Genomic DNA, 20,836 nt, shown 5'->3' with positions numbered 1-20,836 from the left:
GTGTGAATCTCCTCGATTAGTCCCCCGCGGCAGGGCGAATCTCGGTTCGGGTTACCGGCGATTCGTCCGCGCCGTTGATCTGTGCTTCGAAGGCCTCGACGACCTCCTCGGGCTCGAACGGGTTCCCGTCGTACTTGAGGAAGCTGGTCAGTTTCTCGCCGAACTGGCCGAGCTCCTTCTGGGTGAGCCCGCGGAACTGTGCGGTGGCGTTCATCTCGACGATCATGGCTTCCTCGACGCTTTCGAGGAACTCGGTCATCTCCTGTTCGGGGTACGGCATCAGATCGCTGACGCCGATCGACTTGACGGAGACGCCTCTTTCGTTGAGTCGATCGACCGCTTCCTCGACGGTCCCCTGCTGGGACCCCCAGGTGATGAGACCGTACTCCGCGTCCTCCGGACCGCGATAGGACTGCTGGGACTCGTGCTCTTCGTCGAGTTCCTCGCGGATCGAGACGAGTTTTTCCATGCGTCGGCTCATCTGTGCCACGCGATTGTCCGGATCTTCGTCGATGTGACCAGCCTTGTTGTGCTCGTTACCGGTTGCCAGATAGCGTCCATCCTTCTGTCCGGGGAGCGAGCGCGGCGCGACGCCGTTGTCAGTCTCGTGGATGAACCGCTCGAACTTGCCGGACTCGTCGTGTGGCGCCTCAGCGAGTTCTTCCTCGGTGAGGACGCTGCCGGGGTCGGCATCGACGGGTCGGTCAAAGAAGCTCTTGGGTACGTTGCGGTTCTCCCCGGAGAGCTTCTGGTCGATGATGACGATGGCCGGAATCTGGTAATCGTAGGCCAGTTTGAACGCCATCCGCGTCTGGTCGTACGCCTCGGCGGGATCCGCCGGTGCGAAGACGACACGGTTGGAGTCACCCTGACTGGAGTACAGGATCGATTCGAGGTCGCCCTGTTCGGGTTTGGTCGGTAGACCCGTCGAGGGGCCTGCTCGCATCGCTTCGATCAGCACGATCGGCGTCTCTGTCATCTCCGCGAGACCGAGTGGCTCGCCCATCAACGCGAAGCCACCGCCGGAGGAGCCGGACATCGCTTTGACGCCCGCGTGGCTCGCACCGACTGCGAGCGCCGCCGCCGCGATCTCGTCCTCGACCTGCTCGGCGATGCCGCCGAACTCGGGCAGGTTCTGGGACATGATCGCGAAGACGTCCGTCCATGGCGTCATCGGATAGCCCGCAATGAAGCGACAACCAGCGTCGAGGGCCCCGTACGCGACACCGTTCGAGCCGGAGACGAGTACCTGCTCTTCGTCGTGCTCGCCCGTCGGGACCGTAAGGTCGTGCTCGAACTCGTACTCCTCGTTGGTCATCTCGTAGGCGTCGTGGAGCACGTTCAGGTTGGCTTCGAGCATATCGCCGCCCATGGCGTCCTCCATGAGGTTCTCGATCTCGTCGAGTTCCATGTCGAGCAGCGCCGCGGTAACACCGACACCGGCGGTGTTACGCATGATCTCGCGGCCGTGCTCTTTGGCGATCTCACGGAGGTTGATATCGAAGACGTGCCAGTCGTTCTCCTCGACGCGCTCGTCGAAGTTCGGGATGTCGTCCGTGTCGAGCATTCCCGAGTCGTAGACGATAATTCCGCCTTCGCGGAGTTCATCGAGGTTTTCATAGAGGGGCTTGATCTCCTCCTCGCCGTAGTAGGCGTTCTCCTTCGGATTCCGGGCGAAGGAGTCACCAAGGGCAAGCAGGAAATTATAGCCGTCCCCACGTGATTTGACATCGTCTTCTGTTGCGCGAATCTCCACGTACGTGTGGCCACCACGGATCCGCGACGGGTAATGTCGATGCGTGAATACGTTCAGCCCCGACCGCATCAGGGCCTTTGCGAAGTTCTGACTCGTCGAGTCGATTCCGTCACCGGAACCTCCTGCGATTCGCCAGATGAGTTCGTCATCAGTCATAATTTATTCCCGGCCCAGCGTGGGCCAGCAGTATCTGAAAGTTTGGTGTGACCCGAACTAAAGCCTTTGCTATCCTTTGCCAAGAAACTATTATGAAGATTTCCTTAAACACCTATTTTCTTAATAATTGTCCATACTCGATTGGGCGAGAGGGGTGCCCGACTGGATCCGAGCCGGCTCGAACGATCTGGTATGCACTAGCTCCTCGGACAGCTATTCGATTCTTTGCTAAAGGCTACTACTCGCTCCGATGGCCCCTCCCCCGGCCATCGTCTGATCTACCAAGGAAGTCGGGGTTTCAATCTACTTACAAATTCCCGGACTGTGCCGACGTTGAGGGATCGACTTATCGCGGCTCGAACTCAGCAATTTTCGTAGTCGCCGACGAGCGTATCCAGCGCGTCGTGGTGTTCGGTCGTATGTGGTGCCGTCAGCGGTGAGACGCTAATGTTCCCCTCAACAACGGCGCGTCGATCCGTCCCCTCGGGGTCGTCGATATTGGCCTCTGCCATCCGCTCCCAGATCCGATCGTGGAGTGTAATCGAGTCCCCGTTGTGAGTCGCATCCATGTCGTAGACGTGTGAGGGGCTGGTAATCGTCATCCCCGCCGGCTCGTTGTCCGGGACCGGCGCGTTGACGTTGAGATAGTCGGCGTCCTCGAACACCCCCTCGCTGATTGCCCGCTCTGCAAGATACTCGGTTGCTCTGACGGCTTCCGCGTAGTCCTCGCGCGTCACCTCTATTTCGTGAAACGCGAGATCACCGGTCGGTACGTACAGCGAGACGGCGATCGCCGGGACGCCAAAAAACGCCGCTTCGACCGCCGCACTCACCGTCCCCGATCGTCCGAGGACGTACTGACCCAGATTTGCACCGCGATTACAGCCCGAAACGACGAGATCGGGATACGGGCCGATCGCCTCCAGTCCTGCAACGACACAGTCGGATGGGGTTCCCTGAATCGCATAGCCCAGCGCATGTTCTTCGATCTCGACCTCGGTCGAAATCGCCCGCCCAACCGCGCTCTGATCGTCCGCTGGTGCGACGACTGTGACGTTACCGACCTCGGCCAGCGCGTCGTGTAGGGCTCGAATTCCGACACTGCCGATCCCGTCGTCGTTCGTCAGGAGGATTTCGAGGTCCTCAGTCTCGTCCATGCACCACCGTCGAACGCGGAAGCGAAAAACACACCGATACCGACTGGATCGTCTCGCTTCGTCACAGCAGTGTCACAGCGAGATATGGGACTGCGAACAGGGCGACGAATACCACTGCGAGAATGATCCCCCACGCTATGAGCGTGCTGACAGCAGTGATCCATGCCGGATGATCGAACCGGGAGAGACGCTCGGTTACCATATGCGGATGAATGAGTGGTATCGTGTTAATTCTATGCACACGAGGATCAACTGGCATATCGTTTTCGTGTCCCACGATCGCGCATTTCCCGCCATACTGGGCGCATTCGGACGGCTTTTATTCGCCGCGTGAGTAGCGCCTGCCAATGACGAAGATCGACGTGGTCGACAACCACGGCCAGTTCACGCATCTGGAGCAGCGCGCGCTCCGGGACATGGGCATCGACACGGAACTGATCGACAACGAGACGCCACCAGAGGAGATTGACGCTGACGGGCTCGTCCTTTCGGGCGGGCCGGATATCGACGATATCGGTCGCTGCGGGGAGTATCTCGATCTCGATATTCCGGTGCTGGGTATCTGTCTCGGGATGCAGATCATCGCCGACGAACTCGGCGGGCGCGTCGGCGGCGGCGAGTACGGCGGCTACGCCGACGTTACAGTCGAACTGCTTGAAGAAGACGATCCGCTGACTGGCTCACTGTATCCCGAAACGCGCGTGTGGGCGAGCCACGCCGATGAGGTGAAGGAACTGCCAGCAGGATTCGAGCTGACCGGCAAAAGCGATGTCTGCGGCGTCGAGTCGATGAGTAACACAGGTCGCGACCTCTACGGCGTCCAGTGGCATCCCGAAGTTGCCCATACCGAGGAAGGCGAGGAACTGTTCGAGAACTTCCGCGCGATCTGCGAGGAGTAACTCGACAGACGTTACCTGTTCAACTGGCCGTCCAGGACGCCCACGATCGCTATTCCGATGAACAACAGAAACCCGATCAGCGCCATGTTCGGGATACTGAGCCCGAGCAGTTCGTACTGAACGGTGGTACACCCGCCGCCGACAGTGCAGGAGCCGACCCCGACGGTCGCGTACTGAATGTGGGGGTGAGACGCCGCCAGCAGTGCGCCCGAAACCGAGAGCGAGAGGAGGATCAGCGCGGGCCTGTCGTTGTTCTGGTACGCCCCGATACCCAGGATCACGACCAGCGGATACATGAAAATCCGCTGGCACCAGCAGAGATCACAGGGCGTCGATCCCATCCCGAGACTGAAATACAGGCTACCAGCTGATACGCGAAACCGGTCACTTGTGGTGTCTATTGCAGGTAAAAAGAGGCGGGCGCGTCAGCGCGTTACGACGCGTCCTCGAACAGGTCGTCGACAGCGGACTGGGCCGCGAGTGCGGCGTCGTCGGCGACCACCTGCTCGTCCTCGTCGGCCTCGGGTGCGTTGAGGTAGACGTCGACATCGAGCACGCCGTCCTCAAAGGTGACTGTCACGTCGACATCCTCGACGTTCGAGTTCTTCACTCGCGAGAGGATCAACCCCTCAGCGGCTTCAGCGGCCGTCTGAACCACTTCCTCGTCGTCTGGCATCGTGTCTTTATGCGCCGCCGGGACCGCCCATCGGCGCGCCGCCGGGGCCGCCGCCAAGCAGTTCTTCGAGATCGCCCTGCAGGTCCTCGAACTGCTCTTGCACGCGCTCTTCCTGTTTGGTCAGCGTCTCGACGCGGATTTCGAGGCTGTCGACCTTCTCTTCGAGATCCTCGCTCGCTGTCTCGTAGTCCGTCTCGACGAGCAGTTCGCCGACCTCTTGATACATGACGGTGTCCTCGTCGATATCTTCGAGCTCGTCGAGCGCCAGTTCGGCCTCGTTGAGCTGCGTTTCGGCCTCGTTCTTCTGGGTTGCGACCTGCTGTGCGGTCTCCTGAAGATCCTGAAGCTGTTCGAGTTTCTCCTGTGCTTCCGGCGGTAGGTTGCCTTGCATACTTCTCAGGTGGAGGTCCGGACGGAAAAACCCCGTCATTATGGTTGCAACTCAAATTCGTTGGTCGTCACGTGACCTTCGATAGCCGACAGTGCCACTACGTGTCCGCAGATCGGATCCGCCGATCGGCCGGAGTCAGCGACATGCTCTGCCGCGGTCGGCGAGGGACTCGGCCACGTCGACCAGCGTCAACCAGGTGTTCGAGGCTGCCCGGAGTGCGACCAGATCAGTCGCTTCGACGGTGATTTCTATCGTTGAGTCCGAGCGAGAGAGGGAGACCTTCGAGCGCTCGTCGTCAATATCGCCGACCTCTGGGCGGATGCTCCGCTCGATTATCGTTGCAACAGTAGCCGAGTCGTACGCAAACGTGTAGGTCGCTCCGTGTACGAACGCGTCCATACGGAGGCGTCTACTCGACGTCGACTTCCTTTACGTCCCGGCTCCGTTCTTTGAGAAGTACACGGTGCCCGCAGTAGGGACAGCGCACGCCCCCGTACTCGTCGAGTTCGACGTCACGCTTGCAGCGCGAGCACTTGTACGACATCGTTACTCGTCCTCGGAGAGTGCGGCGCGGATCGATCGTTTGACGCTACGTCCGGCAGGTGTGTCCGGTCGGTATGCGCCACCAGCGAACTTCTCGCCGGTCTCCTCGTTAATCCAGATCCCGGTGCCGACGCGTTTGACATCGTCACCGTCGACGGTTGCGTTTTGCATGTCACTCTCGATCTCGGAGACGCGTTTTCGTGCGACGCGACCGTAGCGAGCCCCGAAGCGGCCCGAACTTCCGGTCTGTCGTCGTTTGCCTTCGGCCATAGTACCGATTGGTAGTTCGAGCGACTTCATAAACCCTTTGAGTTGGGCCGATACGGGTGTATCGAAAGTCTCCGTATCAGGTGTTGACTGTCCCGATCGGGTGTTGACTGTCTCCATGTGGCGTATTGTCGTTATCTACGTTTTTCGGGTCGACAATCAGTAGTGTTCAACGGGTGGTTGGATGAACACCTCGTGGCACACGACCAGCACGGCAGCAGACAGCCCAGCGAGCACCAGCGGGAGCTCCGGGAGTCCGACGTGTATTCCGAGTACCGCCGTGAACAGTGAATTGAGGTACTGAACGACGATACCACTGACCGCCAGAGCTGGCAGTGCAGCGAGTACGATGTCGTGTCGTGAGGTCACGTTCTAATTATATGTAATTACGGCGTGGCAGGTAAACGTCGGGGGTTCCCTCAGGGAACAGAGTCACCCCACTATGTCGAGTGTTCGCACTTCGACGGGAGTGTTGGGGAACGGGACCCACCCACCCCACTGTGTCCAGTGTTCCTTCGGGGAGGTGGGTGGGGGCCTGAAACTGGACAGTTGGTAGTTGTGTATCTGGGTTTGTATCGGCTGTTCGACTCCCTGTGAATCCTCCTCTATTTGGTTAGCCCCTCCACCTGACGTAGGCTGGTACGTTCAGGTCGGCGAATAGTGGTTGTGGATGACCTGACACCCTCACCCCACCCTGTCGAGTGTTCTTGGAGAATACTGTGGGTGTGGGGTAGCTACAGCTGTTTCCAGATGGGAGAGCGCCAGGAGAGGGAAGCGATCGCAGGAAGTACCGCACAGGAATCAGTGAAGTACCGTACAGGTACGGGTCACGGAGTATGACGCAACACGTCGGGCGGAAGATCGACGGTCTCCAGGTCTTCTATCACGTCAAGCACCATGTCGACGGCAACGTCGAGGTCGTAGACGTAGTACTTTCCTCCGGCACGGCCCTCGTTGCGAGTGTTTCGTGAGAGGATCCCCTGCATGGCAAGGTCCGAAAGGTGGTCGTGCATCCGCCGGCGGACGAGTGGGTTCGTCCCCACGTACTCTGCAGCCGAGCGATATCGTGGATAGATCTCGCGGACACGTGCGGGCGTCTCTTCTTCGAGGGCGAGACTCAACACGGCGACCAGCGACAGATGGCCGTGCTGGGTGAGATCAACCATTCCCTGTTTGATCCGTCCCCGTTCGAGCGCACGCTGTGCTTCCCTGACGTGTTTCTCTTCAACGCCTTCGACGTCCTGTGACCGGGCAAGGTCGCCCGCCTTGTACAGCAGGTCGAGGGCCTGTCGTGCGCTTCCAGTGTCCTGCGCTGCGAGGGCTGCACAGAGCGGCAGGACGCCAGCGGCGAGGACGTCTTCGTGGAGCGCGTTCTGGGCACGCTGCTGAAGGATCGATTCGAGTTCGTTTGCGACGTACGGCGAGAAGTGTATCTCCTCCTCACAGAGCGTGTCCTTGACCTTGGGCGACAGTCCGCTTCGGAAACTAAAATCGTTGCTGATACCGATAATCCCGGGTTTTCCCTGCGAGAGGTAACCGTTCGCCCGAGCACGTGGGAGTTCGTATAGCAGGTCGTCGTCGTCGCCGATGTGATCGATCTCGTCCAGTACGATCAGCACGGTTTCCCCGAGCGAGTCCAGCTCGTCGTACAGCATGTCGAAGATAGTCTGCTGTGGATACCCAGTCGTGCTAATCTGTTCGTTCGGTCCGCGGAGCTCGTTGACGAGGTGGGCCGCAACCTGATATGATGATGTGAGATTATTGCAGTTCAACCAGACGATCGAGAGATCGACGTCGTCGTATTCGGCGACATCCCGCTGTAGATGGTCGAGCAGATAGCGGGTTGCGACGGTTTTCCCCACGCCTGTCTTCCCGTACAGGAAGATGTTCCTCGGCTGGGCACCGTTTACTACCGGCTGGAGCGCCGTCTTGTACGCGTCGAGTTCTTCCTCTCGCTCCTGGATCGACTCGGGTTGATAGTCCTCCCGGAGGACGTCCTCGTCCTGAAAGATAGTCGTATCCCGATCGAAAAGCGGCATTTGAGTAACCATAGAACAGGCCCCATATAAAACCACCGTGTCGAGTGCGTCGTCTGTTTTAGATATTATATAAACCAACACCCCCAGTCTGTCCACTGTTCCGTGCGATTGTTCCCTGTGACTGGGTGTGGTGGCGTCGGGAGGGGTGATGCTCTGAAGTGGTATGGTATTACGAGCGCATATCGTCTGACACCACTCCGTCAGGTGTTCTACTCCGGGCGTGTTTAATAAACAGGTTTCGATGTATCTGTAACAAAACAGTATCTGAATCACAACTACCACGAACTACGGGAAGTCCGTTATCTCGCGTGACTGGGTTGCATTTCGTGACAGGATGTTCAATTACGAGAGGGGATTTAAAACTACTCGTGCTGGACGGAGAACTAGTGTTCCTCGGTACATAGAATATCCCAGCAACACTCGACAGAGTGGGGTGGGAGAGGTGGCGGAACATCCGGACCCATAGAGGTGGCGGAACATCCGGACGCATCCCTATGATATCATTCGACGTACTGGTGTACGTCTCCGTTTTACTCACCCTTTCCCCACCCTATCGACCCACCCTTCCCCCTCCCCCCACTCCTCCAAGCAGTAACACTCGACACAGTGGGGTGGGGGAGGGACTGTCTCGGAACCTCTGGGACACAATTATCGCATACCACGAGAAATACTCGTGTTTCGCCACAGGGAACGGGAGACTGGACTCCGGAAGTCGTGTACCACATTAGTACAGTCCTTCCTCGTCCAGCGCGTCATTGAGGTCCTCCCTGACGAACTCGCCGCCATCGATATCGCGTGCTGTCGTGACGATCCGGTTTTCCTGAACACTCGATCCGTCCCGCAGGAGCAGTCTCACGTTGCCGTTCGTATCGGCTCGGGTCACCTTCGCACGGAGCCCCGACTGTGACCCCACTCCGCCGGCATCAATCGGTCCCGGAATTACCTTCTTGACGTGAGGATGCCCAGCGACGGTCTGGATCGCCCGTCGCCCGTCTCGACCTCCGATCAGGGTCGTGTGTGATCCACCCAGTTTCTCCTCGGGGGCAAGATCGACGACGTCGAGTGCCCGTTCTCCCCGCCGTTCGATCACGGCCTCGACAGGACGACCGTCGCTATTGATCCGATAGAAATCGTAGTGTAACTGTGCTCGTGCCGACCGCAACACCTCTCTGTTGCCCGTCGCGTACACCTCGTCAGGACGTTTTCGTCGCACCTCGTCGGCGATCTTGCCACCGAAGTTGCGCAGTTCCACGACTTCCTCCTCATCGCCGTCCTCGGGTCTTGTCGTCACTGTCGTTTCCCCGAGCACGTCGTCGTCGTCGAGAATCGTCACGGTCGCACGGTCCCGATCCAGATCGAGCACCACAGTGTCGGCGTTGGCAGTGTGACAGACCAGACAGTAATCGCCCGGCCGGTCCAGTGGACTCGCACAGCGCCGACACTCCATACTCGCACTTACTGTGCGGCGTGTAAAACAGGCGTGTTTCTCCGTCGGTGAGTGTCCATCCGATCCGTATCGAATCGTCTGCTATTGTCCGCGACTTCACTGATCCTGCCAGTCAACCCATCTCGATTGGGTCCGCTTTCAGGAACTCCCGCAACACGACGGTCGCATAGCTTCCTTTCGGCAGCCCAAACTCGAATGTCGCTCTCTCGTCCCCCGTCGTGACGTCCATTTCGGTCCGGAGGAGGATCGCCCGACGGGTTCCCGTGGAGTCGAACTCACCCGGTAGATCGAAATCCTCCGGTTCCAGCCCCAGTTCGTCCAGCACCGACCGCTCGATGTCACCTTGCTCACCGTCAGCAAGCTCGGTCTCGGTGCCGACCAGTGGTGCGGTGACGAACGCACGCCCACGCGAACAATGGCGTTCCATCGTATCAACACGATCCGGCGTCACGCGCTGGAGTCGGTCGATGTCCGGCACGACGAGTTCGGCTGGTCCCCCCCGATCCGAAAAGCAGGCAACATCGCCAGCAACAGGTCGATCGAAGGGGAGGCCCCGCTCCAGGCGCTCGCTCAGCATCAGATTGAACGCGTACGACTGGGCGGCGTGCACGAACAGTCGCTGGAGATTGCTCGGGACCGTCTCCAGAGCCTCCCGGAAATCAGCGGGCGTCTCCCCGCCGTTCTCCGCGAGAGTGTGGAGCATCGAGCGCTCGTACCGGAGCCGCCGCGGATACTCTTCCAGTACGCCAGCCCAGTCCCGATCACCCTTTGCCGCCTCATCCGCCCGTTCTCGTGCCCGGCGCGTTCCCTCGGACTCCGCCTCAAACGGGTTGCCGACGTACGACAGCACCGCCTTTTCCCACTCCCCGCCGGCGACGTGCAGGCCGACCTCGTGGGTGACGGGTCGCTGGCTGCCGAAGCGTTGCTGTCCGAACCAGTTCGGGATGCCGATCGCGTCTCCCTCCGCTCCCTCACCGCCGAACTCCCGTAGCTCTCGGAGAACGTCCTCGGCCCGTCCGGGTGTCGACGCCTCGCTGACCACGACCTCGAACTCGTTGCCCACCAGATCACCGAATTCGATCGGCCGCCCGGCACGGCCCACAAATTCCACGTCCGTCCGTGAAATCTCGGGGAACTGATCGGGATCGACGCCACGGACGCTGAACAGCTGTGTCGTGACGGCGTGTTTGTCCTTCGTTCCCGCCCACGAGAGCCGTTCGCGGCTGATCCCGAGTTCGTTCGAGAGCCGCGAGACGAAGTCGTTGGTGTCCCAGCCCCGGAGCGTCGTCCGGAAGACGACGTCCGGGTACGCGTCGGGACTTGCATCGAGCGGCTGCGTCTCGAAATGCTCGATCTCGCGCACCCGAAAGTCCTCGTCGCGCCCGCGAAGCACGCCACCGATCCCCTCGCTCTCGCTGACGTACCACTCTATCCCGACTTCCCGTTCGGTCGGATGTGCTCGCTGCATCAGTACAGCGAGAGGTCGCCGGTCACTTCATCGACGACTCGCTCGTCGCCGGGGCCGACTGCGAGCGCCGTCACGGTTCCCGGATCAAGCTGCGTGTGACCAGCGTCACGAATGATCGCAGTAGGGAGTCCCTTCCGTTCCGCAATATCGGCCAGCTCGAACAGCGTTTGCTCGCCGTCCGCTTTCAGCACGACCTTCTTCTGTCCGCCGCCTTTCCACTCTCGGCGCTCCGGCCCCGCCGTATCTTCGTAGGCCGACAGCGAGGCGTGTGCCACCTGTGCGGCGAGTTTTCCCTTTCCCATTCCGATATCCGTCCGTGCGACGATGGCCTGTTTCATACGCCAACGTGCGTGCCCGCCCGCTTAACCGCTGTCGTTCGTCCGGCATCCGAGGCCGTTCGTCCCACATCCGATCGCTCCTTGTCCCTGCTGGCGATGTAACCTTGTCCCTGCTGGCGATGTAACATTGTCCCTGCTGGCGATGTAACATTGTTACATCGTTTACAATGTAACACCTGACCGCTGTCAGACGTCACGACGGGACAGGCATCGGATGCCCCTGGGTGCTCTTCCACAAACGCGGATCACCACGGCCGGACGAAGAATAAGTTTTAGGCACCCGCCCGGTTTCGTACTGGGTATGATACTCTCGGATACGGATATCCTCAAGCGCCTCGAAGCGGGCGACCTCGTGATCGACCCGCTCGACGACCTCGACATCCAGATCCAGCCGGCCAGCGTCGACCTCCGGTTGGGCCGTGAGTTTCTGGAGTTCCAGCGCACCAACATCCCCTGTATTCATCCCGACAGCGAGCAGGAACTCGAAGAGTACGTCGACGAGACGGTCGTCGAACCGGACGACGAGTTCATCCTTCATCCCGGTGATTTCGTGCTCGGAACGACAGAGGAGCGCGTCGAGATCCCGGCCGATCTGATCGCTCACGTCGAGGGGCGATCCTCGCTCGGGCGACTTGCGATCGTGGTCCACGCCACGGCGGGTCTGTGCGATCCCGGCTACAAGGGACAGATCACACTCGAACTGTCGAATCTCGGTGCTGCGCCGGTCGCACTCGAACCCGGAATGCGGATCTCACAGCTCACGTTCACCGAACTCTCTTCTCCTGCAGAGCGTCCCTACGGCGCGGAACGCGGCTCGAAGTATCAGGATCAGTCCGGCCCACAGGCGTCGAAGATCGGCGGCGACCGCGAGTTCGGCGGCGATCAGTGAGGTGTCTCGCGGCAGGCTCGTGACGACCTCGTAACCTGGTGAAACCCTGTACCGACAGAGCCGCAGAGTTATTTCCCTGCCGACCGAACAGACCTGCAAGAATGCAATTTATCGAGGAGATCGTCGTCGAGGAGTTTCTGCCGACCTTTCGGTCAATGCTCGCGGAGGAACTCCGCGAACGGGACCTGACACAGAACGAGGTCGCAACCGTCCTTGGGATCAGTCAGAGTGCCGTCTCGAAGTACGTCCACGGCGACGTGAGCCGGAACGAGCGTATCGAGACTGACGAACGTGTAATCGATCTCATCGAGGAGATCGCGGACGGGTTGACCACTGGAGATATGCGTCCCGTACAGGCGCTCGTCGAGGCCGAGGTGCTGATCCGCCAGCTGGAGGACGGCGATATACTTGCCAAACTCCATCAGGAGGCGGTTCCCGAACTCGCGGAGTACGACACCACCATACGGATCCACGACCCGGAGAACGATCTCCGATCGGCCGAGCGCGTCCTCACCTCTGTTCGACGCGGGCTCCGGATGCTCGAAAACGCAAGCGGCTTCGCGGGGCTGATCCCAAACGTCGGCTCGAACCTCGTCGTCTGCCTGCCGGAGGCCGACAGCGTGGACGACGTGGCGGGTGTCCCCGGTCGGATCTTCGACGTCAAGGGAAAAGCGACGATTCCCGGTGACCCCGAGTTCGGCGTCAGCGAGCACGTGGCTTCTATTCTCCTCGCGACACGCCAGCACGGCGGTACGGCTCGTGCCGCGGTCAATCTCCGGTACGATCCCCATCTTGTCGAGCGGTTCGCCGGGGCAGGCTACGAGACGGTCGAGTTCGACGCCGAAGCCGAAACGAGCGAGGCGATCCGCGAGTCGATGGCCGACGCGGACGATCCGACGATTCTCTACCAGACCGGCGGCTACGGCATCGAACCGATCGTGTACGTGCTCGGTGAGGACGCCGAGACTGTCGCCGGTATCGTTCGTGAGATACTATAGATGGGATACGACCTGCAGACCAACGAGTATAGATGACACCTGGCCCGCCGACCGTTGAGGATAGATGACGTCCGACTCGCCGACCACGGAAGATACGGCTGGCACGTCGACGAGTGATGCACAGGCCTTCTACGGTCAGTGGGCACGTCTCTACGATGCGCTTGCCCGGTATACACCCGGGATCGCCCGGCTTCGGACGCGCGCCGCAACCGCCCTCTGCCTCGAACCGGGTGATACGGTCGTCGAGATGGGCTGTGGGACGGGCGCGAACCTCCCCTATCTCCGCGAGCGCGTCGGCCCCGAGGGAACGGTAATCGGCATCGACTACACCCGCGGGATGCTCGATGTGGCCGACGAACTCGTGGGCACGTACGACAATGTTCATCTGATTCACGGTGACGCGACTGCACCGCCACTCTCAGCGGTCGGGGCGGGCACTCCCGACAGTCACGGTGTCGATGCCGTCCTCGCCACGTTCGTCGTCGGGATGCTTGACGATCCTGCAACCGGGATCGAGGACTGGTGCGATCTTCTCACCGCCGGGGGCCATCTCGTTCTGGTAAATGCAGCGAGGAGCGAGCGCTGGTACGGTGCTCCGCTAAATGCCCTGTTCCGTGCGGTCGTCGTGCTCTCGACCCCACCAACCACGAAGCTCCGATACGACACGGACCCGCATGGAACGCTCGACAGGCGAATCGCTACCGGACACGATGCGCTCCGCGAACGCGCGAATGAGACGACAGAGGCGACGTTCGCAGGGGGAATCGTTCGATTGACAGGCGGACGGATCCGCCGCTGATCACCGAAACCCCCTTCGAATGCATTTATTTCGATGGAGTTCTTCCTACAGTAACATGGTGTCCCGTCGAGTTGCGCTCACAGCAGTCCTGGCCGCCCTCCTCTTGCTTGCTGGCTGTACTGCTCCCACCCCGCCGCCCGACGTGGCGAACGGCGGGGAGATCGAGGGCGAGGAAGCGCCTGCTGGCGACGATTCTACGACTAGCGCGGATCGAGATGATGCTGATACTGAATCCCACCGGGACCTCGACCTCGATGAGGATGCCGTCTGGGACGAGGTCGCGACGATGATGGACTCGGATGCACAACAGCCGGACCTGTTCGTCGACGAGATGCCCGCCGGTGCCGACCAGGCGTTCGAGCCACAGCAGTCGGAGTTTCAGGACGCACTGAACGCCACTGAAAGCTCGCCCAGCGGTAGCGGCACAAGCGGGCTGGCGATGCCCGGCAGCGTCTATGTATTCCCGGACGGGCCCGACGAGGAAGTCGAGCAGGTGCTGGTCCACGAGTACGCTCACGCGATCCAGTTCGCCGACGGGATGTTCGCAAGCTGGCTTCGCAGTGCTCCGGGGACGACCGATGAGGAGCTTCTCCAGACATCGCTGATCGAAGGGGGTGCGGTCTACGTCGCCGACGAATACACTGAGGAGAACTTCCCTGAGTTCCCCGCCCAGTCCGAGCAGATGGCGGCGTCCTACGAGGCGGCCCCGGCCGGTGACCGACTCCTGCTCGCCCCGTATCATTACGGTGCCGAATACGTACACGCCGAGATCGACAGTGCCGACGAACTCCCGGAGGTGTATCGCTCGCATCCAGTTACTACCGCTGAGATGCTGGATCCGGACGGCCACCCCCCGGCGACTGATCTCGACGTCGACGTCGAGACCAGCAACTCCGACTGGTCCGTCCAGCGAACGGATCGGAAAGGAGAACTGTACACCCGAATCGTACTCGATACCGAACTGTCGCACGACGAGGCCACCGATGCGGCAGCGGGCTGGAGCGACGACGAACTCGTCGCATTCGAGGACGTGGATGGGCAGGAGGCTTTCGTCTGGACTACTCACTGGGAGAGCGAGGATAACGCCGATGCGTTCGCCGCCGCCTTCGACTCGAAGCTCGATTCCCGCACCGACGACTGGGCTGATCGGACCGTCGTCGAGCGAGTCGACGACCGAACGGTGTCCGTACTGATCGGCCCTGACGAGTTCCGGTCTGCAGTCGATACCACGGCGACGAACGGAACGATCGACATCGATCTCGGGTCGACGACGGCTGCGCCAGCACTGACGACCCCGGCGCAGTCAACCCCCACTTCGGCCACCGGTGCTGACGCGACGGTCAGCTCGTGATCCCGGCTCAAGAATCCAGCAGATCACTGTACTGCGTCCCGGTCTGTTTTAATCGTTCGACCGTCTCCAGTTTGACCCCCGGGTACTGCACGATGTCGTTGGCCAGTTCGTTGATCCACTCCGACACGGCGGACTCCTCACGACCGTGTAGCATCGTAAACAGCGAGTAGCTCCAGTCACGGTCGGGCCGGTCAACCCGGCGATAACATTTGGTCACGTACGGCTGGTTGCTCGCCCGCTCGCCAACCTCGTCTATTTCCTCGGAAGGGACCCGCCAGGCGAGCATACAGTTGCTTGTGAACCCTGCAGCGTGGTGATTAATAACGATCCCCACTCGCTTTACGAAGCCGTCGTCCAGCAACCGACGGATCGTCGAGAGCACGGTCGTCACGTCGACATCCAGCGCCGATGCGACCGTTCGGTACGGCATCTCGCTGATCGCGAACCCGTCCTGTATCCGTTCGAGGACTTCGCACTCCTGTGGGGTCAGTTGGCGGTCGGTATTCCGACGCTCCGACGGTGTGGTTGCCCCCTCCGATTTTGCTGGCCCGGCACTCGCCGTTTTTCCCGACCCGGTACTCTCCATCTCCGTCATCCCCTCCGTCCGGTCGGCGACGACCGGGAACTGAAGATCGAGACAGTACTGGCGGAGCTTGGGCAAACTGAGCGGATCGTAGCCCGTCCGACGCTCGATGTCCGTGAGGACGTCGTTCAACCGGTTCGATGAGGAGGCAGTTACCACGAACCACATGTTCCACTCGTTGTCCCGCCGGTAGTTGTGAGTCACCTCCGGAAACTCGTTGACGACGTCGGCGACCTCCGCAAACGCCTCCTCGTGGACTCGGAGGGCCGCGAGCGTCGACGCACCGATCGCAGACGGGTCGAGAACCGGGCCGATTCGGCGGACGAGACCGGAGTCCACGTGGCTCTGCAGACGCTCGAACAATACGTCTGCGGAGTACGGCGTTTCACGCGCGATGACCTCGAAAGGGCGTTCCTCGACCGGGAAGCCGCTCTGATATCTATCGAGCAGGAGCGCGTCGATCTCGTCGAGCTCTCTGGTCGCGTCAGTCATCCTTCCTCCGTGGCCCATGGACAGAGCGGATCGCTCCCGGTCGGGGTTCCGGTTGCGGCGAACGCACGTGATCGCGATCCGCCACACTCTGCAGTCACCACGCAGTCGCCACAGGGTCCGTCGAACGATTCTCGGGCACGGAGCTGCTCCATGAGACCGTCGTTCCGGTACAACTCGGGAAGCGGAGTCTCGCGGACGTTACCCGCTGATTCCGGCAGGAAGCCCGAGGGATACACTTCGCCAGTATGGCTCACGAAGACGAATCCGTTGCCCGCACCGGTCGTCCCGACGGCCCCGGCAGAAGACCCCGCCTCGCTCTGTAACTCCCGAGCAACCCGTCGATAGAACGGCGCTTCTACCGTGATGATCCGAAACGGGGCGTCGGTGCCGCGCCGGTACAGCCACTCCATTACCTCACGGGCACGTCCGGGCGTGATCTGTTCGAGCGCCGCTCCTCGACCCAGCGGGACGAGAAAGAACACCTCCCACATGGCTGCACCGAGATCCTCGACACGGTCAGCGATTGCGGGCAGTTCGTCGACAGTCGAAGCTGTGACTGTCGTGTTGATCTGGATCGACAGTCCCAGGTCGGCAGCGTGTTCCGCCGCTTCGATCGCGGTCTCGAAGGTGCCGGACTCGCCACGGAACTGGTCGTGACTCTCGGCGGTCGCGCCGTCGAGACTCAGCGCCATCCGGTTGACGCCGATATCTGCGAACCGCTCGATTGCCTGCCTGTCCAGTTGTGGGGTCGTCGCCGGGGTAATCGAAGGCGTTACACCGACGTCGACTGCACGTTCCAGCAGGTCGAAGACATCGGGTCGCTGTAGTGGATCACCCCCAGTGAACACGAAGAACGGCTGCGGATCGAACGTGGCGACCTGCCGGAAGAGCTCGGTCGCCTCGTCGAGACTCAACTCTTCTGGGTGCCGCTCGGGCTTTGCTGATGCACGACAGTGGTCGCAGGCCAGTTCACAGGCCTGTGTCACCTCCCAGGTGACGACCAGCGGCGTCTTCGAGTAGTCACGCGCATGCGGATGCGCTCCGGCCGAGTCCGACCGATCCCTCTCATGGTTCTCATGTGGGTGTCCCCCTCCGTGGGATGGGCGGTTCGAAGACGAGTGCATTGGTTAGGACTCGGGGAAGTGGACAGATGAATGGCCGGCGTCGAACGACGGTGGTTTTTTGGCTCAGCTGAGACCGTACTGCTCACGGTGCAGCTCGCAAAACTCCGACCCGTGTAACTGCGCTTCGACCACACCTTCCTGATAGTGGGCGTTGAACAGCCGACATTCCTCACTTTCACAGAAGGGCTCGCCGGTGTCCAGATAGTGGACCGCTTGCAGGACGTATCCCTTCAGAGCCTCAGTCGTTCGTGGGTCGTTCTCGACGAGGAACTCACCCTCGACCTGATTCTCCAGCACTTCTCTCGGCGGCGCGTCGCCCGAGAGCATCGCGTGTTTTTGCTTTTCTCTGTAGTAGCTCTCGGGTTTCGCGGGAGCCTCGTACAGGCCCGGAACCGAGACCAGCGCGGGCTGGCCGAGCACGTTGACGCGCTTGTGCCAGCGCCCGTCGTGACCGCCCCACGTCCCCAGTGCTCGATTGATCAGTGCGACGTGTGCGTGATCAAGCGACGTCTCACTCTCGGGCAACACGTCGTTGAGCGCGCGCTGTACTGCGAGACCGTCGTAGAGGACGCCGCCCTCACGCGCCGGATTCTCCAGCGCTCGTTCCTCGTACCGGACGATCCCCAGCATCGTGTTACCGGTCTCACGGTTGTACGGATCCAGCACACGTGCACTGGCGAACTGCTCGGGGAGGGCCTCGGTCTGCCAGCGGGCGAGGAAGCGTTCGCGAACACTCACCTCGGCGTCGATCCGGGAACGCAGCCACTCGGCGATTTCGTCGGCGTCTGCGACCGACGAATCGGGCGGGCGATACAACGATACTTGCTCCACCATCGTCCCGGATCAGTCGTCTGCAGGTGTCGCCGACCGCGACGTGACGTCGACCGGCTCGGCGTCGACGCCCAGTTCGTCGAGGGCGATCTGTGCGGCGCGCTTGCCCGAGACGAGCATGGCACCGAACGTCGGACCCATCCTCGGCAGGCCATAGGTCGTTGCGGTCGCCATCCCGGTGGCGATCAGGCCGTCGTGGACGAGCCCGGTGTGCTCGACGACGGCGTCCTCGCTCTTGCCGACCCACATCGAATCGTGGCCCGGCGAGTCGTGGCCCGGTGCGCCGTAGGAGTCGTCGCCCGTCTGGTCCATGCCCGTCGCCGATTCTTCCGCGTCGCCGATCCCCGGGGCATCGAGGACGCCGCGCTCGTCGAGTTTCTTGACCGCCATGGCGTCGTGGCCGGTCGCATCGATGACCAGGTCTGCCTCGACGGCGATCGGATCGACGCAGGTGATCTCGCGGGGCAGGGCGTGGACGGGCGTCCAGTTCATGACGATCCCGCCGACGCGGTGGTTCTCACGGATCACGATGTCCGTGAACTCGGTCATGTTCTGCATTTTCGCGCCCGCGTCACAGGCAGCCTTGATGAGGCCGGAACAGGCCTCGGGACCGTTTGCGATGTACAGCCCTTCGCTGTCCTCGGACTGTTTGTGCGAAACGTCCAGTTCATCGAGGATCTGTTGGGCTGGGTCACGGACCGTGACCTTGTTCATCAGGAACCCGCCCAGCCAGAAACCGCCGCCGAGATAGTTGTTCTTCTCGACGACCATCGTCTTCACGCCACGCTCGCTCAACTCTTTCGCCGCCGTCAGTCCGGAGGGGCCGCCACCGACGATGATCACGTCCGAATCCGAGAAATCCATGAACTCCTCGGTCCACTCCTGTCCGATCGCTCGCGTTACGTCCGCTTCGCCGACATCGCTGAATTTCTCAAAGTTGTCGCTCATACCACTAGGTGTTACCACTAGATAGTTAATATGGGTTATGGTCTTGATAGACGAAGCACCGGCCCAAATCCCACTGGATACTGTTTGAATGGTCAGTATTTTACCACATCACAGCACAATTACGCCAATATTATTGGTAAGTTCATACCTACCCAACCAACTTATACCAAAGTGGCGTTTCGTCATTCGATGAGCAACATCGTGAACGTGCTACAGTTGGCCGCAATGGACAATCAGGATACGACCGCCATCGACGCCGACCCAGAACTGTCGTTTTCACGGCTCTGGTCGCTAACCGACCGGTTCGCTGGTGGGCTCCGTGCTCACGAGATCGGCAAAGGCGACTCGGTCGGGATCTGTCTCACCGATCCGGCAACCTTGCTGGTTGCTATCTACGGCACGCTTCGAAACGGCTCTGTTCCAGTTGTGTTCTCGCCTGACCTGTTCGATTCGGAGGTTGCTGACGGACTTGATGAAGTGGGCTCCACTGCACTCGTTGTTGACGACCGCTCGCCCGTATCGCTTATTTCACTGTCATCTTCGATGCAATTCATCATCACTGTCGATATCGATTCGTACTTCGGGATGAGCTATGAGGAGTTCCTCGACAACAGTGGAATCAACCCATCAGGCGCTCGTACCGGTCGAAACCTGATAGAACGTGCTGAGGATGACGATGCCGTACTCACATACGGCCCAACCGATGGGGACGGTGCCCCCCGTACGTACACTCACGGGGATCTTCAAGAAGCGGCGAGTGAAGCCGAGCCCTCCCGTCAGAAGCCGATTGTGGCTCTTGGCCCGGTTTACGAGGAGATCCAGCCCGACTCCGCGAGTTTAAGCCCGAACCCATGTTGACGGTGGGAACCTCCGGTTCGTTTATTTGACTCCGGCAAGTACTGTATCAGTTATCGCTCTCCCGGATTGTCCGTTCTGCCTCCCGCAGTGCTGTGTCGGCATCGAACTCCTCGATAATCGAGTGTAGTCCCGGCTCCGATCGGCTTTTGAGGTCGTGAGCGTGTTCTGTAATGTTCGGTATGGCCCGGACGACGTTGTCGATAATCGGGATCGATGCGACCTGTGGTGACCGCGAGAGCGGATTCAGATCGATCACGATCTCGGTCTTGTCCATCTCGCCGAGCGCTTCGGCACGGTCACCGTCCTCCAGTGGGACAACCACCACGTCGGCGCTGTAAATCCCGTCAGAATCAACTTTCGCACGCTCGTGGTCGATGCCGGGGATCCGGGCGTCCGCGGTTAATCCTTTGACCTCCTCCGCACCGTGTGCTCCGAGATGATCGGCGATCCGCTCGATTCGCTTTTCGGTCCGATTGAACAGGTTCACCTCGATATCCGCGTCAACCGCATTGGCAAGCGCAACCGTCTCCTCAGGGACCAGTGCGGCTACGTTACCATTGACCGAGAGAACCGGCTTGTCTGCCCGCAGCAGTGCAGCCGCGGCTGTCCGTGCTGCCCGATCCGCACTCGGAATCGTTTCTTCCCCGAGCAGGTAATCGAACGCCTCGCCACGACCCTGGGCGATTAGCCCCTGCTGGCTTGTGATTCCCGTTTCAACGCCAGCCTCGATCCGATGTCTTGTCAGTAATGAATGATACCTCGGATGACTTTCCGGAACATCCACCTCGTCGCTCATTATGAGAGTATCGCCTATCCCGAGTAAAAA

Annotated in this window: 25 protein-coding genes; 6 read left to right on the top strand and 19 right to left on the bottom strand. The window is 60.7% G+C overall.

Annotated elements, in window-relative coordinates:
• Positions 1-16: 16 nt before the first annotated feature.
• The 3 genes from AArcS_RS09860 to AArcS_RS09850 all read right to left on the bottom strand — a co-directional run bounded on the left by AArcS_RS09860 (position 17) and on the right by AArcS_RS09850 (position 3,271).
• A complete protein-coding gene (locus AArcS_RS09860; RefSeq protein WP_238477247.1) occupies positions 17-1,912 on the bottom strand; it encodes a 2-oxoacid:acceptor oxidoreductase subunit alpha in 1,896 nt (631 codons plus the stop codon).
• A 362-nt stretch (positions 1,913-2,274) separates the two neighbouring features.
• On the bottom strand, positions 2,275-3,069 hold the full coding sequence (gene surE / locus AArcS_RS09855; protein ID WP_238477246.1) for a 5'/3'-nucleotidase SurE: 795 nt from the start codon (positions 3,067-3,069) through the stop codon (positions 2,275-2,277).
• A gap of 61 nt (positions 3,070-3,130) precedes the next feature.
• Positions 3,131-3,271, bottom strand: coding sequence for a hypothetical protein (locus AArcS_RS09850; RefSeq protein WP_238477245.1), 141 nt, complete (start codon positions 3,269-3,271; stop codon positions 3,131-3,133).
• A 145-nt stretch (positions 3,272-3,416) separates the two neighbouring features.
• Between AArcS_RS09850 and AArcS_RS09845 the strand changes: the two genes are divergently transcribed.
• Positions 3,417-3,968: a GMP synthase subunit A gene (locus AArcS_RS09845; protein ID WP_238477244.1), complete on the top strand. Its 552-nt coding sequence runs from the start codon at positions 3,417-3,419 to the stop codon at positions 3,966-3,968.
• An 11-nt stretch (positions 3,969-3,979) separates the two neighbouring features.
• Here AArcS_RS09845 and AArcS_RS09840 read toward each other — a convergent pair whose 3' ends face one another.
• The 11 genes from AArcS_RS09840 to pth2 all read right to left on the bottom strand — a co-directional run bounded on the left by AArcS_RS09840 (position 3,980) and on the right by pth2 (position 11,137).
• Positions 3,980-4,327: a disulfide bond formation protein B gene (locus AArcS_RS09840; protein ID WP_259372684.1), complete on the bottom strand. Its 348-nt coding sequence runs from the start codon at positions 4,325-4,327 to the stop codon at positions 3,980-3,982.
• Between the two features lie 74 nt (positions 4,328-4,401).
• Complete coding sequence (locus tag AArcS_RS09835) at positions 4,402-4,644, bottom strand: DUF3194 domain-containing protein (protein ID WP_238477242.1); 243 nt, start codon at positions 4,642-4,644, stop codon at positions 4,402-4,404.
• A gap of 7 nt (positions 4,645-4,651) precedes the next feature.
• Complete coding sequence (locus AArcS_RS09830) at positions 4,652-5,035, bottom strand: prefoldin subunit beta (RefSeq protein ID WP_238477241.1); 384 nt, start codon at positions 5,033-5,035, stop codon at positions 4,652-4,654.
• Between the two features lie 135 nt (positions 5,036-5,170).
• Positions 5,171-5,434 carry a KEOPS complex subunit Pcc1 gene (locus tag AArcS_RS09825; protein WP_238477240.1) on the bottom strand — a complete coding sequence of 88 codons (264 nt, stop codon included), beginning with the start codon at positions 5,432-5,434 and terminating at the stop codon, positions 5,171-5,173.
• Between the two features lie 10 nt (positions 5,435-5,444).
• Positions 5,445-5,579 (bottom strand): DNA-directed RNA polymerase subunit P, encoded by a 135-nt coding sequence (locus AArcS_RS09820; protein WP_066378269.1) that lies wholly within the window; start codon positions 5,577-5,579, stop codon positions 5,445-5,447.
• A 2-nt stretch (positions 5,580-5,581) separates the two neighbouring features.
• Positions 5,582-5,848 carry an eL43 family ribosomal protein gene (locus AArcS_RS09815; RefSeq protein ID WP_238477239.1) on the bottom strand — a complete coding sequence of 89 codons (267 nt, stop codon included), beginning with the start codon at positions 5,846-5,848 and terminating at the stop codon, positions 5,582-5,584.
• Positions 5,849-6,004: 156 nt separating this feature from the next.
• On the bottom strand, positions 6,005-6,214 hold the full coding sequence (locus AArcS_RS09810) for a hypothetical protein (RefSeq protein ID WP_238477238.1): 210 nt from the start codon (positions 6,212-6,214) through the stop codon (positions 6,005-6,007).
• 458 nt (positions 6,215-6,672) lie between these two features.
• Complete coding sequence (locus AArcS_RS09805; RefSeq protein ID WP_238477237.1) at positions 6,673-7,884, bottom strand: orc1/cdc6 family replication initiation protein; 1,212 nt, start codon at positions 7,882-7,884, stop codon at positions 6,673-6,675.
• Between the two features lie 724 nt (positions 7,885-8,608).
• On the bottom strand, positions 8,609-9,331 hold the full coding sequence (locus tag AArcS_RS09800) for a DUF2103 domain-containing protein (protein WP_238477236.1): 723 nt from the start codon (positions 9,329-9,331) through the stop codon (positions 8,609-8,611).
• A 112-nt stretch (positions 9,332-9,443) separates the two neighbouring features.
• Positions 9,444-10,799: a tRNA pseudouridine(13) synthase TruD gene (gene truD / locus AArcS_RS09795; RefSeq protein ID WP_238477235.1), complete on the bottom strand. Its 1,356-nt coding sequence runs from the start codon at positions 10,797-10,799 to the stop codon at positions 9,444-9,446.
• Positions 10,799-11,137, bottom strand: coding sequence for a peptidyl-tRNA hydrolase Pth2 (gene pth2 / locus AArcS_RS09790; RefSeq protein WP_238477234.1), 339 nt, complete (start codon positions 11,135-11,137; stop codon positions 10,799-10,801). Before pth2 ends, truD begins: the two co-directional genes overlap by 1 nt.
• Before the next feature lie 301 nt (positions 11,138-11,438).
• On the opposite strand from pth2, the gene dcd reads away from it, so the two are divergent.
• From dcd to AArcS_RS09770, 4 genes are all read left to right on the top strand, one after another.
• The gene (gene dcd / locus AArcS_RS09785; RefSeq protein WP_238477233.1) at positions 11,439-12,026 is read left to right on the top strand and encodes a dCTP deaminase; all 588 of its coding nucleotides are present in this window, start codon (positions 11,439-11,441) and stop codon (positions 12,024-12,026) included.
• A 101-nt stretch (positions 12,027-12,127) separates the two neighbouring features.
• Positions 12,128-13,024: a thiamine-phosphate synthase family protein gene (locus AArcS_RS09780; RefSeq protein WP_238477232.1), complete on the top strand. Its 897-nt coding sequence runs from the start codon at positions 12,128-12,130 to the stop codon at positions 13,022-13,024.
• A gap of 64 nt (positions 13,025-13,088) precedes the next feature.
• On the top strand, positions 13,089-13,823 hold the full coding sequence (locus AArcS_RS09775; protein ID WP_238477231.1) for a class I SAM-dependent methyltransferase: 735 nt from the start codon (positions 13,089-13,091) through the stop codon (positions 13,821-13,823).
• 55 nt (positions 13,824-13,878) lie between these two features.
• A complete protein-coding gene (locus AArcS_RS09770; RefSeq protein ID WP_238477230.1) occupies positions 13,879-15,174 on the top strand; it encodes a hypothetical protein in 1,296 nt (431 codons plus the stop codon).
• Positions 15,175-15,181: 7 nt separating this feature from the next.
• Here AArcS_RS09770 and ahbB read toward each other — a convergent pair whose 3' ends face one another.
• The 4 genes from ahbB to AArcS_RS09750 form a co-directional block, all read right to left on the bottom strand.
• A complete protein-coding gene (gene ahbB / locus AArcS_RS09765; protein ID WP_238477229.1) occupies positions 15,182-16,249 on the bottom strand; it encodes a siroheme decarboxylase subunit beta in 1,068 nt (355 codons plus the stop codon).
• A complete protein-coding gene (locus AArcS_RS09760; RefSeq protein WP_238477228.1) occupies positions 16,246-17,373 on the bottom strand; it encodes a radical SAM protein in 1,128 nt (375 codons plus the stop codon). Before AArcS_RS09760 ends, ahbB begins: the two co-directional genes overlap by 4 nt.
• A 63-nt stretch (positions 17,374-17,436) precedes the next feature.
• Positions 17,437-18,207, bottom strand: coding sequence for a DUF7001 family protein (locus AArcS_RS09755; RefSeq protein ID WP_375139602.1), 771 nt, complete (start codon positions 18,205-18,207; stop codon positions 17,437-17,439).
• A gap of 9 nt (positions 18,208-18,216) precedes the next feature.
• Complete coding sequence (locus tag AArcS_RS09750) at positions 18,217-19,152, bottom strand: sulfide-dependent adenosine diphosphate thiazole synthase (protein ID WP_238477227.1); 936 nt, start codon at positions 19,150-19,152, stop codon at positions 18,217-18,219.
• A gap of 189 nt (positions 19,153-19,341) precedes the next feature.
• Here AArcS_RS09750 and AArcS_RS09745 point away from each other — a divergent pair, with 189 nt between their 5' ends.
• Complete coding sequence (locus tag AArcS_RS09745) at positions 19,342-20,010, top strand: AMP-binding protein (RefSeq protein WP_238477226.1); 669 nt, start codon at positions 19,342-19,344, stop codon at positions 20,008-20,010.
• A 46-nt stretch (positions 20,011-20,056) separates the two neighbouring features.
• Here the strand turns inward: AArcS_RS09745 and AArcS_RS09740 are convergent, their stop codons facing one another.
• Positions 20,057-20,806, bottom strand: a complete 750-nt coding sequence (locus tag AArcS_RS09740) for a 4-phosphopantoate--beta-alanine ligase (RefSeq protein WP_238477225.1) — start codon at positions 20,804-20,806, stop codon at positions 20,057-20,059.
• Positions 20,807-20,836: the final 30 nt, after the last annotated feature.

The organism is Natranaeroarchaeum sulfidigenes (assembly GCF_017094485.1).
Taxonomy (GTDB): Archaea; Halobacteriota; Halobacteria; order Halobacteriales; family Natronoarchaeaceae; genus Natranaeroarchaeum; species Natranaeroarchaeum sulfidigenes.
The sequence above is the reverse complement of the archived record's forward strand: the minus strand, read 5'-3'. Positions and strand labels throughout refer to the sequence as shown.

What these genes read in the sequence shown, in the direction of transcription:
- pth2 (WP_238477234.1), bottom strand. Translation starts at nt 11,137, where the DNA reads ATGAAACAGGCCATCGTCGCACGGACGGATATCGGAATGGGAAAGGGA.
- AArcS_RS09770 (WP_238477230.1), top strand. Translation starts at nt 13,879, where the DNA reads ATGGTGTCCCGTCGAGTTGCGCTCACAGCAGTCCTGGCCGCCCTCCTC.
- AArcS_RS09775 (WP_238477231.1), top strand. Translation starts at nt 13,089, where the DNA reads ATGACGTCCGACTCGCCGACCACGGAAGATACGGCTGGCACGTCGACG.
- surE (WP_238477246.1), bottom strand. Translation starts at nt 3,069, where the DNA reads ATGGACGAGACTGAGGACCTCGAAATCCTCCTGACGAACGACGACGGG.
- AArcS_RS09755 (WP_375139602.1), bottom strand. Translation starts at nt 18,207, where the DNA reads ATGGTGGAGCAAGTATCGTTGTATCGCCCGCCCGATTCGTCGGTCGCA.
- AArcS_RS09805 (WP_238477237.1), bottom strand. Translation starts at nt 7,884, where the DNA reads ATGCCGCTTTTCGATCGGGATACGACTATCTTTCAGGACGAGGACGTC.
- AArcS_RS09745 (WP_238477226.1), top strand. Translation starts at nt 19,342, where the DNA reads ATGAGCAACATCGTGAACGTGCTACAGTTGGCCGCAATGGACAATCAG.
- AArcS_RS09850 (WP_238477245.1), bottom strand. Translation starts at nt 3,271, where the DNA reads ATGGTAACCGAGCGTCTCTCCCGGTTCGATCATCCGGCATGGATCACT.
- AArcS_RS09760 (WP_238477228.1), bottom strand. Translation starts at nt 17,373, where the DNA reads ATGCACTCGTCTTCGAACCGCCCATCCCACGGAGGGGGACACCCACAT.
- AArcS_RS09780 (WP_238477232.1), top strand. Translation starts at nt 12,128, where the DNA reads ATGCAATTTATCGAGGAGATCGTCGTCGAGGAGTTTCTGCCGACCTTT.
- AArcS_RS09845 (WP_238477244.1), top strand. Translation starts at nt 3,417, where the DNA reads ATGACGAAGATCGACGTGGTCGACAACCACGGCCAGTTCACGCATCTG.
- dcd (WP_238477233.1), top strand. Translation starts at nt 11,439, where the DNA reads ATGATACTCTCGGATACGGATATCCTCAAGCGCCTCGAAGCGGGCGAC.
- truD (WP_238477235.1), bottom strand. Translation starts at nt 10,799, where the DNA reads ATGCAGCGAGCACATCCGACCGAACGGGAAGTCGGGATAGAGTGGTAC.
- AArcS_RS09740 (WP_238477225.1), bottom strand. Translation starts at nt 20,806, where the DNA reads ATGAGCGACGAGGTGGATGTTCCGGAAAGTCATCCGAGGTATCATTCA.
- AArcS_RS09835 (WP_238477242.1), bottom strand. Translation starts at nt 4,644, where the DNA reads ATGCCAGACGACGAGGAAGTGGTTCAGACGGCCGCTGAAGCCGCTGAG.
- AArcS_RS09750 (WP_238477227.1), bottom strand. Translation starts at nt 19,152, where the DNA reads ATGAGCGACAACTTTGAGAAATTCAGCGATGTCGGCGAAGCGGACGTA.
- AArcS_RS09825 (WP_238477240.1), bottom strand. Translation starts at nt 5,434, where the DNA reads ATGGACGCGTTCGTACACGGAGCGACCTACACGTTTGCGTACGACTCG.
- AArcS_RS09800 (WP_238477236.1), bottom strand. Translation starts at nt 9,331, where the DNA reads ATGGAGTGTCGGCGCTGTGCGAGTCCACTGGACCGGCCGGGCGATTAC.
- AArcS_RS09830 (WP_238477241.1), bottom strand. Translation starts at nt 5,035, where the DNA reads ATGCAAGGCAACCTACCGCCGGAAGCACAGGAGAAACTCGAACAGCTT.
- AArcS_RS09815 (WP_238477239.1), bottom strand. Translation starts at nt 5,848, where the DNA reads ATGGCCGAAGGCAAACGACGACAGACCGGAAGTTCGGGCCGCTTCGGG.
- ahbB (WP_238477229.1), bottom strand. Translation starts at nt 16,249, where the DNA reads ATGACTGACGCGACCAGAGAGCTCGACGAGATCGACGCGCTCCTGCTC.
- AArcS_RS09820 (WP_066378269.1), bottom strand. Translation starts at nt 5,579, where the DNA reads ATGTCGTACAAGTGCTCGCGCTGCAAGCGTGACGTCGAACTCGACGAG.
- AArcS_RS09860 (WP_238477247.1), bottom strand. Translation starts at nt 1,912, where the DNA reads ATGACTGATGACGAACTCATCTGGCGAATCGCAGGAGGTTCCGGTGAC.